General features: G+C 66.8%; 15 protein-coding genes. 7 read left to right on the top strand and 8 right to left on the bottom strand.

Going from position 1 to position 16,085, the window contains the following annotated elements; translation table 11 throughout:
* The first annotated feature begins 53 nt into the window (after positions 1-53).
* Together WS87_RS08505 and WS87_RS08500 are read left to right on the top strand one after the other, a co-directional pair.
* On the top strand, positions 54-632 hold the full coding sequence (locus tag WS87_RS08505; protein WP_059817565.1) for a ComEA family DNA-binding protein: 579 nt from the start codon (positions 54-56) through the stop codon (positions 630-632).
* Between the two features lie 88 nt (positions 633-720).
* Positions 721-1,149, top strand: a complete 429-nt coding sequence (locus WS87_RS08500; protein ID WP_059529856.1) for a YidB family protein — start codon at positions 721-723, stop codon at positions 1,147-1,149.
* Positions 1,150-1,277: 128 nt separating this feature from the next.
* Here the strand turns inward: WS87_RS08500 and clpB are convergent, their stop codons facing one another.
* Positions 1,278-3,875 (bottom strand): ATP-dependent chaperone ClpB, encoded by a 2,598-nt coding sequence (gene clpB, locus WS87_RS08495; RefSeq protein WP_059817567.1) that lies wholly within the window; start codon positions 3,873-3,875, stop codon positions 1,278-1,280.
* A gap of 156 nt (positions 3,876-4,031) precedes the next feature.
* Positions 4,032-4,550, bottom strand: a complete 519-nt coding sequence (locus WS87_RS08490) for an Rrf2 family transcriptional regulator (RefSeq protein WP_059817569.1) — start codon at positions 4,548-4,550, stop codon at positions 4,032-4,034.
* Positions 4,551-4,814: 264 nt separating this feature from the next.
* Here WS87_RS08490 and WS87_RS08485 point away from each other — a divergent pair, with 264 nt between their 5' ends.
* The gene (locus WS87_RS08485) at positions 4,815-5,375 is read left to right on the top strand and encodes a group III truncated hemoglobin (RefSeq protein ID WP_059817571.1); all 561 of its coding nucleotides are present in this window, start codon (positions 4,815-4,817) and stop codon (positions 5,373-5,375) included.
* 69 nt (positions 5,376-5,444) lie between these two features.
* Here the strand turns inward: WS87_RS08485 and WS87_RS08480 are convergent, their stop codons facing one another.
* The 6 genes from WS87_RS08480 to WS87_RS08450 form a co-directional block, all read right to left on the bottom strand.
* Complete coding sequence (locus tag WS87_RS08480) at positions 5,445-5,924, bottom strand: molybdenum cofactor biosynthesis protein MoaE (protein ID WP_059817573.1); 480 nt, start codon at positions 5,922-5,924, stop codon at positions 5,445-5,447.
* Between the two features lie 115 nt (positions 5,925-6,039).
* A complete protein-coding gene (gene moaD / locus WS87_RS08470; protein ID WP_006758354.1) occupies positions 6,040-6,297 on the bottom strand; it encodes a molybdopterin converting factor subunit 1 in 258 nt (85 codons plus the stop codon).
* A gap of 19 nt (positions 6,298-6,316) precedes the next feature.
* On the bottom strand, positions 6,317-7,564 hold the full coding sequence (locus WS87_RS08465) for a molybdopterin molybdotransferase MoeA (protein WP_059817575.1): 1,248 nt from the start codon (positions 7,562-7,564) through the stop codon (positions 6,317-6,319).
* 267 nt (positions 7,565-7,831) lie between these two features.
* Positions 7,832-9,283: a threonine synthase gene (thrC, locus tag WS87_RS08460; protein WP_059817578.1), complete on the bottom strand. Its 1,452-nt coding sequence runs from the start codon at positions 9,281-9,283 to the stop codon at positions 7,832-7,834.
* A gap of 14 nt (positions 9,284-9,297) precedes the next feature.
* Positions 9,298-10,626: a homoserine dehydrogenase gene (locus tag WS87_RS08455; RefSeq protein ID WP_059817580.1), complete on the bottom strand. Its 1,329-nt coding sequence runs from the start codon at positions 10,624-10,626 to the stop codon at positions 9,298-9,300.
* Between the two features lie 52 nt (positions 10,627-10,678).
* Entirely contained in the window at positions 10,679-11,917 is a 1,239-nt protein-coding gene (locus tag WS87_RS08450) for a pyridoxal phosphate-dependent aminotransferase (protein ID WP_059817582.1), read from the bottom strand.
* Positions 11,918-12,233: 316 nt separating this feature from the next.
* Between WS87_RS08450 and WS87_RS08445 the strand changes: the two genes are divergently transcribed.
* From WS87_RS08445 to WS87_RS08430, 4 genes are all read left to right on the top strand, one after another.
* On the top strand, positions 12,234-12,608 hold the full coding sequence (locus WS87_RS08445) for an Mth938-like domain-containing protein (RefSeq protein ID WP_059817584.1): 375 nt from the start codon (positions 12,234-12,236) through the stop codon (positions 12,606-12,608).
* Positions 12,609-12,733: 125 nt separating this feature from the next.
* Positions 12,734-14,410, top strand: coding sequence for a glycosyltransferase family 39 protein (locus WS87_RS08440; protein ID WP_059817585.1), 1,677 nt, complete (start codon positions 12,734-12,736; stop codon positions 14,408-14,410).
* 13 nt (positions 14,411-14,423) lie between these two features.
* Complete coding sequence (locus tag WS87_RS08435; RefSeq protein WP_014896865.1) at positions 14,424-14,795, top strand: EamA family transporter; 372 nt, start codon at positions 14,424-14,426, stop codon at positions 14,793-14,795.
* 137 nt (positions 14,796-14,932) lie between these two features.
* Entirely contained in the window at positions 14,933-16,084 is a 1,152-nt protein-coding gene (locus WS87_RS08430; RefSeq protein WP_059817587.1) for a DegT/DnrJ/EryC1/StrS family aminotransferase, read from the top strand.
* Position 16,085 lies beyond the last annotated feature (1 nt).

Here is a 16,085-nt window from a genome sequence, read left to right as displayed (position 1 = left end):
CCCGCCGTCCGTTGCAACAGCCATTCATCCGTCAGAACCAGGGAGCCTTTGCCATGCTGAAAAAGCTGCTGATGCTGTTCGTCGCGCTATCGCTGTCGCTTGCCGCCGGTCTCGCCGCGGCCGTCGAAGTCAACTCGGCCGACCAGGCCGCGCTCGAATCGGTGAAGGGCCTCGGGCCCGTGAAGTCGAAGGCGATCATCGACGAACGCACCAAGAACGGCCCGTTCAAGGACGCAGACGATCTCGCGAACCGCGTGAAGGGTCTCGGCACGAAGTCGGTCGGGCATCTCGAGGAAAACGGCCTGACGATCGGCGGCTCGTCGACGCCGCCGAAGGGCGTGAAGCTGTCGAAGCCGGCCGCAACCACGTCGGCCACGACGTCGGCAGGCACGGCGCCGACGACCGCAGCGCCGGCGCCGACCCCGGCCGCCAGCGCGCCGGAAGCGGCGTCGAAGCCGGCCAAGGGCAAGCGTGCGTCGAAGAAGGAAAAGGCGGCCGCGGCCGCGGCGGCATCCGCCGACGCGGGAGCGAGCGCGCCGGCCGCAGCGTCGTCCACGAAGGCGACGAAGGGTTCGAAGAAGAAGAGCAAGAAGGACAAGGCAGCCTCCGCCGCCGCGGCGTCGGGCGCCTGATGTGCGCCGCGCGTGCGATCGCGTGCGCGCGGCATTCGATCAACGGGCGCCGTCGTTGCGGCGCCCTTTTCAGTGAAGGTGAAGAACCATGGGTCTCCTCGACATCGTTGGCGGTCTGATCGGCGGCCAGGCCGGCGGCAACTCGCAAAGCGCGCTCATCACGACCGCACTCGAATTCATCAACAACCAGCCGGGCGGCCTGAACGGCCTGATCGAGAAGTTCAAGGCCGGCGGCGCCGGCGACATCATCGGCTCGTGGGTCGGCAACGGCGAAAACCAGCCGATCTCGGCCGACACGCTGCAGAACGTGCTCGGTTCCGACGTCGTCGGCTCGCTGGCGAGCAAGGTCGGCATCGATCCGTCCCAGGCATCGTCGATCCTCGCGCAGGTGCTGCCGCACGTCGTCAACGGCGCGACGCCGAACGGCGAAGTGCCGGCCGGCGGCCAGGTCGATACGTCGAACGTGCTCGGCACGCTCACGCAGCTCGCCGGCATGTTCGGCGGCAAGCAGGCCTGAGCCCGCACCGCGCCGGCTGACGGCCTCGACGGCGGTTTCGGCCGCCCCATATGCAAACACCCCGCCTGAGCGGGGTGTTTGTTTTTGCGCGCCCGGCGCGAACCGGGCGTGCGGCCGATCACCGGCGATCAGTGCACGACGCGGTCGAACACGAACTTGCCGTCGCTGACGTCGACCGGGATCACGTCCTTCGGACCGAAGCGGCCCGCGAGGATCAGCTTCGCGACCGGGTTCTCGATCTCCTGCTGGATCGCGCGCTTCAGCGGCCGCGCGCCGAACAGCGGATCGTAGCCGACCTTCCCGATCTGTTCGAGCGCCGCCGGCGACACGTCGAGCGCCATGTCGAGCTTCGCGAGCCGGTCGTGCAGGCGCGCGAGCTGGATCTTCGCGATCGATTCGATGTTGCTGCGATCGAGCGCGTGGAACACGACGACGTCGTCGATCCGGTTCAGGAACTCAGGGCGGAAGTGCTGCTTCACTTCGAGCCACACGGCGTCCTTGATCTCTTCCTGCGGTGCACCCGTCATTGCCTGGATCACCTGCGAGCCGAGGTTCGACGTCATCACGATCACCGTGTTCTTGAAGTCGACCGTACGCCCCTGCCCGTCGGTCATGCGGCCGTCGTCGAGCACCTGCAGCAGCACGTTGAACACGTCCGGGTGCGCCTTCTCGATCTCGTCGAGCAGGATCACGCTGTACGGCTTGCGGCGCACGGCTTCCGTCAGGTAGCCGCCTTCCTCGTAGCCGACATAGCCCGGCGGCGCGCCGATCAGCCGCGCGACGCTGTGCTTCTCCATGAACTCGCTCATGTCGATGCGGATCAGATGCTCTTCCGAATCGAACAGGAACGCCGCCAGCGCCTTGCACAGCTCGGTCTTGCCGACGCCCGTCGGGCCGAGGAACAGGAACGAGCCGTACGGGCGGTTCGGATCGGCGAGACCGGCGCGCGAACGACGGATCGCATCCGCGACCGCGCCGATCGCCTCGTGCTGGCCGACCACGCGTTCGTGCAACTTTTCCTCGATGTGCAGCAGCTTCTCGCGTTCGCCCTGCATCATCCGCGACACCGGAATCCCGGTTGCGCGCGACACGACTTCCGCGATTTCTTCCGCGCCGACCTGCGTGCGCAGCAGACGCGGACGCGTCGGGTTGTGCTGCTCCTGCTCTTCGGCCTGCGTGACCTGCTTCAGTTGCGACTCGAGTTGCGGCAGCTTGCCGTACTGCAGCTCGGCGACCTTCTCCAGCTTGCCTTCACGCTGCAGACGCGTGATGTCGGCCCGCACCTTCTCGATCTCTTCCTTGAGCTGCGCGCTGCCCTGCACCGCGGCCTTCTCGGCGGTCCAGATCTCTTCTAGGTCCGCATATTCGCGGCCGAGACGATCGATCTCTTCCTCGATCAGTTGCAGACGCTTCTGCGACGCCTCGTCCTGCTCCTTCTTCACGGCCTCGCGCTCGATCTTCAGCTGGATCAGACGGCGATCGAGCTTGTCCATCTCTTCGGGCTTCGAATCGATTTCCATCTTGATCTTCGACGCAGCCTCGTCGATCAGGTCGATCGCCTTGTCCGGCAGGAAACGATCGGTGATGTAGCGGTGCGACAGCTCGGCCGCGGCGACGATCGCCGGGTCGGTGATGTCGACGCCGTGGTGCAGTTCGTACTTCTCCTGCAGCCCGCGCAGGATCGCGATCGTCGCCTCGACGCTCGGCTCGTCGACGAGCACCTTCTGGAAGCGGCGCTCGAGCGCGGCGTCCTTCTCGATGTACTTGCGATATTCGTCGAGCGTGGTCGCGCCGATGCAGTGCAGCTCGCCGCGCGACAACGCCGGCTTCAGCATGTTGCCTGCGTCCATCGCGCCTTCGGCCTTGCCGGCACCGACCATCGTATGGATCTCGTCGATGAACACGATCGTCTGGCCTTCGTCCTTGGCGATGTCGTTGAGCACGGCCTTCAAGCGCTCCTCGAACTCGCCGCGATACTTCGCGCCGGCGAGCAGCGCGGCCATGTCGAGCGACAGCACGCGCTTGCCCTTCAGCGTCTCGGGCACTTCGCCGTTGACGATACGCTGCGCGAGCCCTTCGACGATCGCGGTCTTGCCGACACCCGGCTCGCCGATCAGCACCGGGTTGTTCTTGGTCCGGCGCTGCAGGATCTGGATCGAACGGCGGATTTCGTCGTCACGGCCGATCACCGGATCGAGCTTGCCCGCGCGGGCGCGCTCGGTCAGGTCGACCGTGTATTTCTTCAGCGCCTCGCGCTGGCTTTCCGCGTCCTGGCTGTGCACCTGCGAGCCGCCGCGCACCGCGGCGATCGCGGCTTCGAGCGCCTTGCGCGTGAGGCCATGCTGACGGGCGAGCTTGCCGGCGTCGCCCTTGTCGTCGGACACGGCGAGCAGGAACATCTCGCTCGCGATGAACGTGTCGTTGAGCTTCTGCGCTTCCTTGTCGGCCTGGTTCAGCAGCCCGGCCAGCTCGCGGCCGATCTGGATGTCGCCGCCCGTGCCCGTGACTTGCGGCAGGCGCGAAATGGCTTCGTTCAGCGCGCCTTGCAGCGCCTGCACGTGAACGCCCGCGCGCGACATCAGCGAGCGGGCGGAGCCGTCCTGCTGCGCGACCAGCGCCGCCAGCACGTGAACGGGTTCGATGTATTGATTGTCGCGGCCTGCCGCGAGGCTTTGGGCGTCCGCGAGTGCTTCCTGGAACTTGGTGGTGAGCTTGTCGATTCTCATTTGGCGAGACCTCCAATTTTCGATTAACACCAAGATGTGGATGGTTATACGGGTTTCAAGCGAAATTCGGGTTGATTCAGCGCAAAAATCGCCGGCTGGCGATGCGACGGCCTGCGGGCCGGCCGCCGCCCGGATGGCGGCGATGGTGCCGGCGCGTCAGCCGACCTTCGACGGCGAGCCGGCGGATGCCGGCGCGTCATCCCCGGACGGCTCGGCACGCACCAGCGCGATCGGACGAATGCCCAGCAGCGCCATGAGCGGCGACGCGGGCACGGTCAGTTCGCCGAGCGTGTGACGGTCGAGTTCGGCGAAGAATGCGTCGCGCGCGGCCGCCAGCACGCCCTTCAGGCGGCACTGCGGCTCGATCACGCAGCCGCGCGATTCGTCGCCGTCGGGCGCAAAGCAGCCGACCAGCGCGAAATCGTTCTCGGTCGCGCGCACCACCTGGCCGACCGTTAGCTTCAGCGAATCGGGAAACAGCCGCAGCCCGCCGTTACGGCCGCGGACGGTATCGACCCAGCCGAGCTCGCCGAGCTGCTGCACGACTTTCATCAGATGGTTCTTCGAGATGCCGTAGGCGTCCGAGATCTCCTGGATCGTCGCGAGCCCCTCGCCGCGCACGGCCAGGTACAGCATGACGCGCAGCGAATAGTCGGTGTAGTCGGTGAGTCTCATGAGCGAATACGGAAAATGATCGATCGCGCCCCGATCAAGCGGGCCGGATCAATCGAAACGCGCGTCGGGACGGTTCTCGAGGCCGCTTGACGGCGCCGGGTTGCCGGGACGGCCGGCGCGCAATAAGATGCATGGCACCTACGCATTTTTCAGGCATCGGTGGACGCTATTTTGCGTGAAAATTCTGTCGGCGTCCTGCGCGTTGCCCACGCTGCCGTTCCGCCGTCACGACGCCGACGCCCTGATTTCCCGGCCCTTTTTGCCATGACCGCCCTGCCCGCCTCGCCCGAAACCGCCCCGGCCCGCCCTCGCGACGCCGAACCGACCGAAGACAACATCCGTGACCTCGTGTACGCGTTCTACGACCGCGTGCGCGCCGATCCGCTGCTCGGCCCCGTGTTCGACGCGAAGCTGGACGGCCGCTGGGACGATCATCTGCCGAAGATGGTGAGCTTCTGGTCGAGCCTCGTGCTCGGCACCAAGGGCTATCGCGGCAACGTGCAGCAGGCGCACCAGCCACTCGACGGGATCGAGCCCGCGCATTTCAGCCGCTGGCTGTCGCTGTTCCTGAAGACCGTCGAGGGGCGCTACACGCCGCCCGCGGCCATCCGCTTCATGGAGCCCGCGCTGCGCATCGCGCAGAGCCTGCAGTTGAGCCGCTTCGGCTGGGATTATCAGATTCCGCCCGAGCAGCAGGCGCTGCTCGACGCGATCGCGCCACGCCGTCGCGACACGGGCGACGATTCGCATGCGCTGCCGTCACGCGCCCGCGGCGAGCCGTTTCCGACGAAGATCATCGGGCGCGGAACCGATCCGGACGCCTGACACGACGATTCGCAGCGCCGGAGCGCTTGTGTGCCTGCGGCACATCGCCGCACGACACGAACGCCACGCTCAAAGCGGCGGCGTGTTGCCCGATTCGACACCCCAGCGCGCGAGCGCCGCATCGTCGGTGCTGCGGGCGTCGACCCAGCGCTCGCCGTCCGGCGTCGTTTCCTTTTTCCAGAACGGCGCCTCGGTCTTCAGGTAGTCCATCACGAACTCGCACGACGCGAACGCGTCGCCGCGATGCGATGCGACCGTCGCGACCATCACGATCTGGTCGAGCGGCAGCAGCCGGCCGACGCGATGCACGATCGCGACGTCGATCCCGGGCCAGCGCCGGGCGGCCTCGGCGGCGATCTTCTCGAGCGCCTTCTCGGTCATCCCCGGATAGTGCTCGAGTTCCATCGCGGCGACCGAATCGCCTTCGTTCAGGTCGCGCACGGTGCCGACGAAGCAGGCGACCGCGCCGATCTTCGGGTTGCGCGCGCGCAGCGCCGCCACCTCGGCGTTCAGGTCGAAATCGTTAGTCTGTACTCGTACCGTAGCCATCGTCTGCCTCTGTCGACCAGAGTTAGCGCTTTAGCGCTCCGCTCTACTCTGGTCCCATGCTTCGCGGTCGACCAGAGTTGGCGCTTCAGCGCTTTACTCTAGTCCCACGCAAAGCTCAACCGCCCGTCACGGGCGGAAAAAATGCGACCTCGCAACCGTCGGTGAGCCGCGTATCGGGGTCGGTCATCTCGTGATTGCATGCCATGCGCAACGCGCGCCCTTCGGCGAGCGTCTCGGCCCACGCGCCGCCTCGCAGGCGCAGCCACGCGCGCACGTCGCCGACGGTCGTCACGCCGTCCGGCACGTCAGCCTGTTCGTCGGACACGCCCAGCGCCTCGCGCACGCTTGCAAAGAATTTCAGTTGAATCTTCATGGGTCAGGAAGCCGTCGCGTTACGACAGCAGTTCGGAAAACGGAATGAAACGCACGGTCTCGCCCGCGCTGATCGCGTGCTGCGGCGGATTGTCGATCAGGCCGTCGCCCCAGACCGTCGACGTCAGCACCGCCGAGCTCTGGTTCGGGAACAGGTCGAGGCCGCCGGCCGCGTTGACGCGCGCGCGCAGGAATTCGTTGCGCCGATCGCCCTTGCTTTGCGAGAAGTCCGCGCGCAGCGACAGCGCACGCGGCGCGACGTCGCGCACGCCGGACAGGCGCAGCAGGAACGGCCGCACGAACAACAGGAACGTGACGAAGCTCGACACGGGATTGCCCGGCAGCCCGATGAAATGCGCGTCGGGACGCGCGTCGCCGCGGCGCACCGCGCCGAACGCGAGCGGCTTGCCCGGCTTCATCGCGATCTGCCACAGCGCGAGCCGCCCCTCGGCCTCGACGGCCGGCTTCACGTGATCCTCGTCGCCGACCGATACGCCGCCGCTCGTCAGGATCACATCGTGATCGCGCGCGGCCTCGCGCAGCGTGTCGCGGGTCGCGGCGAGCGAGTCGGGCACGATCCCGAAGTCGGTCACATGGCAGCCGAGCCGCTCAAGCAGCCCGCGCAGCGTGAAGCGGTTCGAATTGTAGATCGCGCCGGGTTTCAGCGGCTCGCCCGGCATCGTCAGTTCGTCGCCGGTGAAGAACACCGCGACGCGAATCCGTCGCGCGACCGACAACTGCGCACAGCCGACCGACGCGGCCAGCCCGAGCGCCTGCGGGGTGAGCCGCGTCCCGGCCGGCAGGATCACCGAGCCCTGGCGGATGTCCGCGCCCTGCGCGGTGATCCATTCACCGGCCTTCGGCGTGTGGAGGATTTCGACCGCATCGCCGTCGGCCGACGTCTGCTCCTGCATCACGACGGCATCGGCGCCGGGCGGCACCGTCGCGCCGGTGAAGATCCGCGCGGCCGTGCCCGCCGCGAGCGGCGCGGCCGGGTGGCCGGCCGGGATCCGCTGCGACACCGGCAGGCGCCGCTCGCCGTGCAGCAGGTCCGCGACGCGCACCGCATAGCCATCCATCGCGCTCGTATGCATCGGCGGCACGTCGAGCGGCGAGCTCACGTCGGCCGCCAGCACGCGGCCGAGACCGTCGAGCGTGGCGACGGTTTCGGCGCCGGGCAGCGGCTTCGCGGCTTCGAGCAGCGCGGAGAGCGCTTCGGCGGTCGACAGCATCGGCGCGCGCGGCGCCGCGGGATTCGGGTTCGACATCGATGGAATCGGGGATCGTTGGAATCAATACGTCATTGTAGCGACGCCATCGCGCCCACGCGCGATATGCCGGACATGCGGCAACTGTGATCGGCGCGATCGCGCTGCACTGGCACTTGTTTCGCGCGCCATCCGGCAACGCGCCCGCGCGCGGCCGCCACCAAGCGAAACGGCCGGAACCCCGATCCGTGCGACGAATCGGCATTCCGGCCGTCCTGAGTCGCGGAGCTTGCGACCCCGCGGCCCGGCGCTGCTCCGGGTGCTACGTTATGCGCCCGTATGCGCGGCGATGAAGTCCTTCACCTGCTGCGCATCGGCCTTCACGACCTCGAAACGCTGCGGCAGCGCCTCGAGCCCGTCGAATGCGGCCGGCCGCTCGGCCTCACGATCGAGCGCCTCGCGGATCGTCTCGCCGAACTTGATCGGCTGGGCCGTCTCGAGCACGATCATCGGCACGCCCGCGTCGAGGTGCTCGCGCGCGACCTTCACGCCGTCGGCCGTGTGCGTATCGATCATCGTGTCGTAGCGCGAGAACACGTCGCGGATCGTCGCGATGCGGTCCGTGTGGCTGCTGCGACCCGACACGAAGCCGAACTCGGCGACGCGCGCGAAGTCGCCGCTCGCCGCGAGATCGAAACCGCCCTTCTCCTCGACGTCGCGGAACAGCTGCATCACGCGTGCCGGATCGCGGCCGAGCAGGTCGAACACGAAGCGCTCGAAGTTCGACGCCTTCGAGATGTCCATGCTCGGGCTGCTCGTGTGATACGTGTTTTCCGCGCTGCGCACGCGATATGCGCCGGTGCGGAAGAACTCGTCGAGCACGTCGTTCTCGTTGGTCGCGACCACGAGCTTCGCGATCGGCAGGCCCATCATCCGCGCGATGTGACCCGCACAGACGTTGCCGAAGTTGCCCGACGGCACCGTGAACGACACGCGCTCGTCGTTGGACGTCGTCGCCGCGAAATAGCCCTTGAAGTAGTACACGACCTGCGCGACGACACGCGCCCAGTTGATCGAGTTGACCGTGCCGATCTTCTGCTGCGCCTTGAACGCGTGATCGTTCGACACGGCCTTCACGATGTCCTGGCAGTCGTCGAACACGCCTTCGACCGCGAGGTTGAAGATGTTCGGATCCTGCAGGCTGAACATCTGGGCGGTCTGGAACGCGCTCATCTTCTTGTGCGGCGACAGCATGAACACTCGCACGCCGGCCTTGCCGCGCATCGCGTACTCGGCCGCGCTGCCCGTGTCGCCCGACGTCGCGCCGAGGATGTTCAGCGCTTCGCCGTGCTTCGCGAGCGTGTACTCGAACAGGTTGCCGAGCAGCTGCATCGCCATGTCCTTGAACGCGAGCGTCGGGCCGTTCGACAGTTCGAGCAGCGAGATCGGCGCGCCGTTCTCGGTGCCGAGCGTCTTCAGCGGCGTGATGTCGGACGCGTTCTCGCCGTGGCGCGTGTTGCTGTACACGGCGGCCGTATACGTGCGGCGCGTGATCGCGCGCAGGTCGTCGGCCGGCACGTCGTCGCAGAACTTCGACAGGATCTCGAACGCGAGATCCGCGTACGGCAGCGTGCGCCAGCGGGCCAGTTCGTCGGCCGACACCTTCGGGTACTCGGCCGGCAGGTACAGCCCGCCGTCCTTCGCGAGACCGCCGAGCAGGATGTCGGAGAACGTGTGGCGCTCGCCGATGCCGGCGCCGCGCGTGGAGATGTAGTTCATGTCGTTCCTGGTCCTCAGTTCAGCGCTTCCATGCGCAGCTTCGTCACCTTCGAGACCACCGTCGCGAGGCCTTCGATCTGCGCGATCGCCGCGTTCACGTGCTTCTCCAGCGTCTCGTGCGTGATCAGGATGATGTCGGTTTCGCCGTTCGCGTCGTCGACCTGCTCCGATTCCTTCTGCAGCAGCGCGTCGATCGAAATGCCCGTCGCGGCGAGGATGCGCGTGATGTCCGCGAGCACGCCCGTCTGGTCGGCCACGCGCAGGCGCAGGTAGTAGCCGCTCGTCACTTCCTCGATCGGCAGGATCGGCGTGTTCGACAGGCTGTCCGGCTGGAACGCGAGATGCGGGACGCGATGCTCGGGGTCGGCCGTGTGCAGGCGCGTGACGTCGACGAGATCCGCGACGACCGCCGATGCGGTCGGTTCCGCGCCCGCGCCCTTGCCGTAATACAGCGTCGTGCCGACCGCGTCGCCGTGCACGACGACCGCGTTCATCGCACCCTCGACGTTCGCGAGCAGGCGCTTCTCGGGAATCAGCGTCGGATGCACGCGCAGCTCGATGCCGTTTTCGGCGCGGCGCGTGATGCCGAGCAGCTTGATCCGGTAGCCGAGCTCTTCCGCGTAGCGGATGTCGGTCGCGTCGAGCTTGCTGATGCCTTCGACGTACGCGCGGTCGAACTGGACCGGCACGCCGAACGCGATCGCGCTCATGATGGTCGCCTTGTGCGCGGCGTCGACGCCTTCGATGTCGAAGGTCGGATCGGCTTCCGCGTAACCGAGCTCCTGCGCGGCCTTCAGCGCGGTCGCGAAGTCAAGGCCGCGGTCGCGCATTTCCGACAGGATGTAGTTCGTCGTGCCGTTGATGATGCCGGCGATGTACTGGATGCGGTTCGCGGTCAGGCCTTCGCGCAGCGCCTTGATGATCGGAATGCCGCCGGCGACGGCCGCCTCGAACGCGACCATCACGCCCTTTTCGCGCGCGGCCTCGAAGATCTCGGTGCCGTGCACCGCGAGCAGCGCCTTGTTCGCCGTCACGACGTGCTTGCCGTTCGCGATCGCGCGCAGCACGAGCTCGCGCGCGATGCCCGTGCCGCCGATCATCTCGGCGATGATCGAAATCGACGGATCGTCGACGACCGCATTGAAATCGTCGGTGATCAGCGCGGCGCCGGCGTTACCGCCGAGCGCGGCCTGCGCCTTGGCCGGGTTGCGCACCGCGATGCGCGCGACCTCGATGCCGCGCCCCGCGCGTCGCTTGATTTCTTCCTGGTTGCGGTGCAGCACCGTGAAGGTGCCGCTGCCGACGGTGCCGAAGCCCAACAGGCCAACTTTGATCGGTTCCATGCTGCGTGTGATCGATGAGTAAGAATGAATGAATGCCGGGGACCTTGTCCGCTCAGACCGAATGGCGCTTGCGGTAGCCGTCGAGGAAGCGCGCGATCCGGTTGATCGAATCGGTCAGGTCGTCGAGGTTCGGCAGGAAGACCACGCGGAAGTGATCCGGCGCCGCCCAGTTGAAGCCCGTCCCCTGCACGAGCAGCACGCGTTCCTCGAGCAACAGGTCGAGGATGAACTGCTGGTCGTTCTGGATCGGATAAAGCTTCGGATCGAGGCGCGGGAACATGTACAGCGCGGCCTGCGGCTTCACGCAGGTCACGCCCGGAATCGACGTGAGCATGTCGTACGCCAGCTCGCGCTGCTTGTACAGGCGCCCGCTCGGCACGATCAGCTCCGTGATGCTCTGGTAGCCGCCGAGCGCGGTCTGGATAGCGAACTGCCCGGGCACGTTCGCGCACAGGCGCATCGACGACAGGATCCCGAGCCCTTCCAGGTAATCCTTTGCGCGCCGGCGGTTGTCGCCGCCGAGGCCCGACACGGCCATCCAGCCCGCGCGATAGCCGCACGAGCGATAGCTCTTCGACAGGCTGTTGAACGTGACGGTGATCACGTCTTCCGACAGCGAGCCCAGCGCCGTGTGCTCGAACCCGTCGTAGACGATCTTGTCGTAGACCTCGTCGGCGAACACGATCAGCCCGTGCTGGCGCGCGATCTCGAGCAGATCGCGCAGCAATTCGTCGGAATAAAGCGCGCCGGTCGGGTTGTTCGGGTTGATCACGACGATCGCCTTGGTGTTCGGCGTGATCTTGCGGCGGATGTCGTCGAGGTCGGGCATCCACGCGTTCTGCTCGTCGCACACGTAATGCACGGGCGTGCCGCCCGACAGGCTCACGGCGGCCGTCCACAGCGGGTAGTCGGGCGCCGGCAGCAGCACTTCGTCGCCGTCGTTCAGGAGCGCCTGGGTCGCCATCACGATCAGTTCGGACGCGCCGTTGCCGATGTAGATGTCGTCGAGGCCGACGCCGACGACACCCTTTTGCTGCGTGTAGTGCATCACGGCCTTGCGGGCCGAGAACACGCCCTTCGAATCCGAATAGCCGGACGACGCCGGCAGGTTGCGGATCATGTCCTGGATGATTTCGTCCGGCGCGTCGAAACCGAACGGCGCGAGGTTGCCGATGTTCAGCTTGATGATGCGGTGGCCTTCTTCCTCGAGGCGCTTCGCGTGCTCGAGCACCGGGCCACGGATGTCGTAGCAGACGTTGAGCAGCTTGTTCGACTTCTGAATCGGTTTCACGACGACACGGTTCCTGGGTTGGCCTTGCGGCCGGGGGACGGGATCAAAACTGGAGAGCGGCCGGTCTGTGCGCGCTGTCTAGACTGGGGAAAATGCGGGCGGTCGGACGCGGCTTGTGGCGACGCACGATGCAAGTGGCGCCCGGGGGCGACCAAAAAGTTATAATTTAGCGGATTTTGGCCGACTTTCGCAATGCACCATGGCCGCTCCGGGCCCGCGCCGTCAGGCGTCCCGCGCGCGGCGGTCGCGAAACCGGCCGCCCGGGCCCGTGCGGCCCTTGCCAGACACTCCCTCCACGGAACCGCGGAATACCGATTTGAAACTGCACCAGGACGCGAGCGGCGCGCTCAACACCGTCACCGGCTACGGCCCCGATTATGTCGACGTCAACCTCCAACGCCACGAAGGAAGCGTCATCGTGCTGCCCGGCGCACCGGTGCGGGACTGGCCCGTGTCGTCGTTCGACGCGCTCGCGCCCGAGCATTTCGCGATGCTGCTCGACCCGGCGCCCGAGCTCGTGATCTTCGGAAGCGGCGCGCGGCTGCGCTTCCCGCACCCGCGCCTCGTGGCCGCGCTCACGGCCAAGCGGATCGGCGTCGAGACGATGGATTTCCAGGCCGCCTGCCGCACCTACAACATCCTGATGGCCGAGGGCCGCAAGGTCGCCGCCGCGCTCTTAATTGAACGTTAATCACTGTTGCGGTAAAACTCGGGCCGGCACACCGGGTCGATCCCCGGATCGTCGATGACCGGCAAGCCGACCGCCCCGGCGCAACCCGCCGGCGGCTCTCACAACAACCAACAGGCTGAAAATCCATGAACGATACGCCGTCGAGGCTACCGCTCAACCGCATCACGCTCGTCCTCCTGCTCGTCGCACTCGCGATCGTCTGGTTCGCGCCGCTCGGGCTGCGCCACCTGATCCCGAGCGACGAAGGCCGCTACGCGGAAATGGCGCGGGAAATGTTCGTCACCGGCGACTGGATCACGCCGCGCTACAACGGCTACAAGTACTTCGAGAAGCCGCCGCTGCAAACGTGGCTGAACGCGCTGACGTTCGCGTGGTTCGGCATCGGCGAATGGCAGGCGCGCCTCTACACGGGCCTCGCCAGCTTCGCCGGCGTGCTGCTGGTCGGCTTCACGGGCGCGCGCCTGTTCAACCCGCTGTCCGGCTTCCTCGCGGCCGTCGTGCTCGCGTGCTCGCCGTACTGGAACCTGATGGGCCACTTCAACGCGCTCGACATGGGGCTCGCGTTCTGGATGACGCTGTCGCTCTGCTCGCTGCTGCTCGCGCAGCGGCCCGGGCTGCAGGCGGGCGCGGCGCGCGGCTGGATGTGGGCGTGCTGGGCCGCGATGGCGTTCGCCGTGCTGTCCAAGGGCCTTGTCGGCCTGATCCTGCCCGGCGCCGTGCTGGTGCTCTATACGCTGATCGCCCGCGACTGGGCGCTGTGGAAGCGGCTGTATCTGGTCAGCGGGCTCGTGATCTTCTTCGCGATCGTCACGCCGTGGTTCGTGCTCGTCCAGCAGCGCAACCCCGAGTTCTTCAACTTCTTCTTCATCGTCCAGCAGTTCCGCCGGTACCTGACCCCGGAACAGAACCGCCCGGGCCCGCTCTACTATTTCGTGCCGGTGCTGCTGGTCGGCTTCCTGCCATGGCTGTCGGTCGCGTGGCAGAGCATCCGCCATGCACTGCGCATGCCGCGTCAGCCGAACGGCTTCTCCCCGATGCTCGTGCTGCTGATCTGGAGCGCGTTCATCTTCCTGTTCTTCAGCGCATCGCATTCGAAGCTGATCTCGTACGTGCTGCCGGTCGCGCCCGCGCTCGCGCTGATGATCGGCGCGTACCTGCCGCTGATGAGCGCCGACCGATTCCGCCGTCACCTGCTCGGCTACCTCGTGTTCTTCGTCGTCGCGGCGTTCGGGATCATTTTCCTCGCGTATCAGGGCGACGCCCGCACGCCGAATGCGCTGTACCGCGCGTTCCAGCTGTGGCTGTACGCCGGCCTCGCGGTCGCGGGCGCGCTGACGCTCGCGGCCGCATGGCTGAACCGTCGCGTGGGCGTCGCGGCCGCGATCACCGCGTTCGGCGCCGCGTGGCTCGCGTTCGGCACGATCGGCGGCACCGGTCACGACGAATTCGGGCGCTACAGCTCGGGCGCGCTGCTCGCGCCCGCCGTGCGCGCCGAACTGGCGAAGCTGCCGCCCGACACGCCGTTCTACTCGATCGAGATGCTCGATCACACGTTCCCGTTCTATATGGGCCACACGACGATCATGGTCCAGCGCCAGGACGAACTCGCATTCGGAATCTCGGTCGAGCCGAACAAGTGGATCCCGACCGTCGACCAATGGATCGAACGCTGGAAGCAGGAAACCCATGCGCTCGCGATCATGCCGCCCGGCCAGTACGACACGCTGGTCAAGCAAGGCGTGCCGATGCGCGTGATCGCGCGCGACAACCGCCGCGTGATCGTCGAGAAACCGCAATCGTAAGGACGCCCGCCGCATGAATCCCGTTTCGTTCGTCTGCATCATCACCGGCGTGATGCTCAACGCCTGTGCGCAACTCCTGCTGAAAGCCGGCGTCAACGCCGTTGGACACTTCGAATTCAGCCGTGCGAACATCATCCCGGTCGGCCTGAAGATCGCGACCCAGCTGCCGATCATCGGCGGCCTCGGCTGCTACGTGCTGAGCGTGGTCGTCTGGATTCTCGGGCTGTCGCGGGTCGACGTGTCGATCGCGTACCCGATGCTGTCGCTCGGCTACGTGGTCAACGCGTTTGCCGCCTGGTACCTGTTCGGCGAGGTGCTGTCGGTCCAGCGGCTCGTCGGCATCGGCATCATCCTGATCGGCGTGCTCGTGCTCGCGCGCAGTTGAGCGCGCCCCGGCCCGGCGGCATTAAGCGTCCGCCTACAAAAAATCACGGTACGAATCCGGCAACCGGTGTTTAATGCCGGTTTCGGGCCGGATCGCCCGCCCCCTTTATTACCAGCCATTACAGGCCACAAGCGTTCATGAGCCAGACTACCGCTCCGTTCCTGCCGTTCACCCGCCCCGAGATCGACGAGGAAACCATCCAGGGTGTCGTCGAAGTGCTGCGCTCGGGCTGGATCACCACCGGCCCGCAAAGCCAGAAATTCGAGGCAGCGCTGTCCGAGTACTGCGGCGGCCGTCCGGTCCGCGCGTTCAATTCGGGCACCTGCACGCTCGAGATCGGCTTGCGCATCGCGGGCGTCGGCCCCGGCGACGAGGTGATCACGACGCCGGCGTCGTGGGTGTCGACCAGCAACGTGATTCTCGAGACGGGCGCGACGCCCATATTCGCCGACATCGACCCCGTCACGCGCAACATCGACCTCGACAAGCTCGAGCAGGCGATCACGCCGCGCACGAAGGCGATCATCCCGGTCTACCTGGCCGGCCGGCCGGTCGACATGGACCGCCTGTACGCAATCGCGCGCGCACACAACCTGCGCGTGATCGAGGACGCCGCGCAGGCGCTCGGCTCGACCTGGAAAGGCAAGCGCATCGGCGCAATCGGCGACATCGTGTCGTTCAGCTTCCACGCGAACAAGAACCTGACGACGATCGAAGGCGGCGCGCTCGTGCTGAACAACGAGGACGAGGCGACGCTCGCGCAGAAGTACCGCCTGCAGGGCATCACGCGCACCGGCTTCGACGGGATGGACTGCGACGTGCTCGGCGGCAAGTACAACCTGACCGACGTCGCCGCGCGCGTCGGCCTCGGCCAGCTGCCGCATCTCGAGCGCTTCACCGCGCAGCGCCGCGCTCTCGTGCGCGCATACTTCGCCGCGCTCGACGGCGGCCCGGCCGTGAAGCTGGGGCTCGGCCTGCCCGTCGCCGATTTCGAGAACAGCAACTGGCACATGTTCCAGGTCACGCTGCCGCTCGACCGTCTGTCGATCTCGCGCGCCGATTTCATGGCGCAGATGAAGGAACGCGGGATCGGCACGGGCGTCCACTACCCGGCCATCCATCTTTTCACGCTGTATCGTGCACGCGGCTTCAAGGAGGGCATGTTCCCCCACGCCGAACGATACGGCGCATCGACCGTCACGCTGCCGCTCTTCACCCAGATGACGGAAGACGACGTGCGTCGCGTGGCCGACGCCGTCAACCAGATTTGCGAACAATACGGAAAATAAG

It is taken from the genome of Burkholderia sp. MSMB0856, from assembly GCF_001524645.2.
Taxonomy (GTDB): Bacteria; Pseudomonadota; Gammaproteobacteria; order Burkholderiales; family Burkholderiaceae; genus Burkholderia; species Burkholderia diffusa.
Note: the sequence above shows the minus strand (reverse complement) of the source record. Positions and strands in the feature narration are given on the sequence as shown.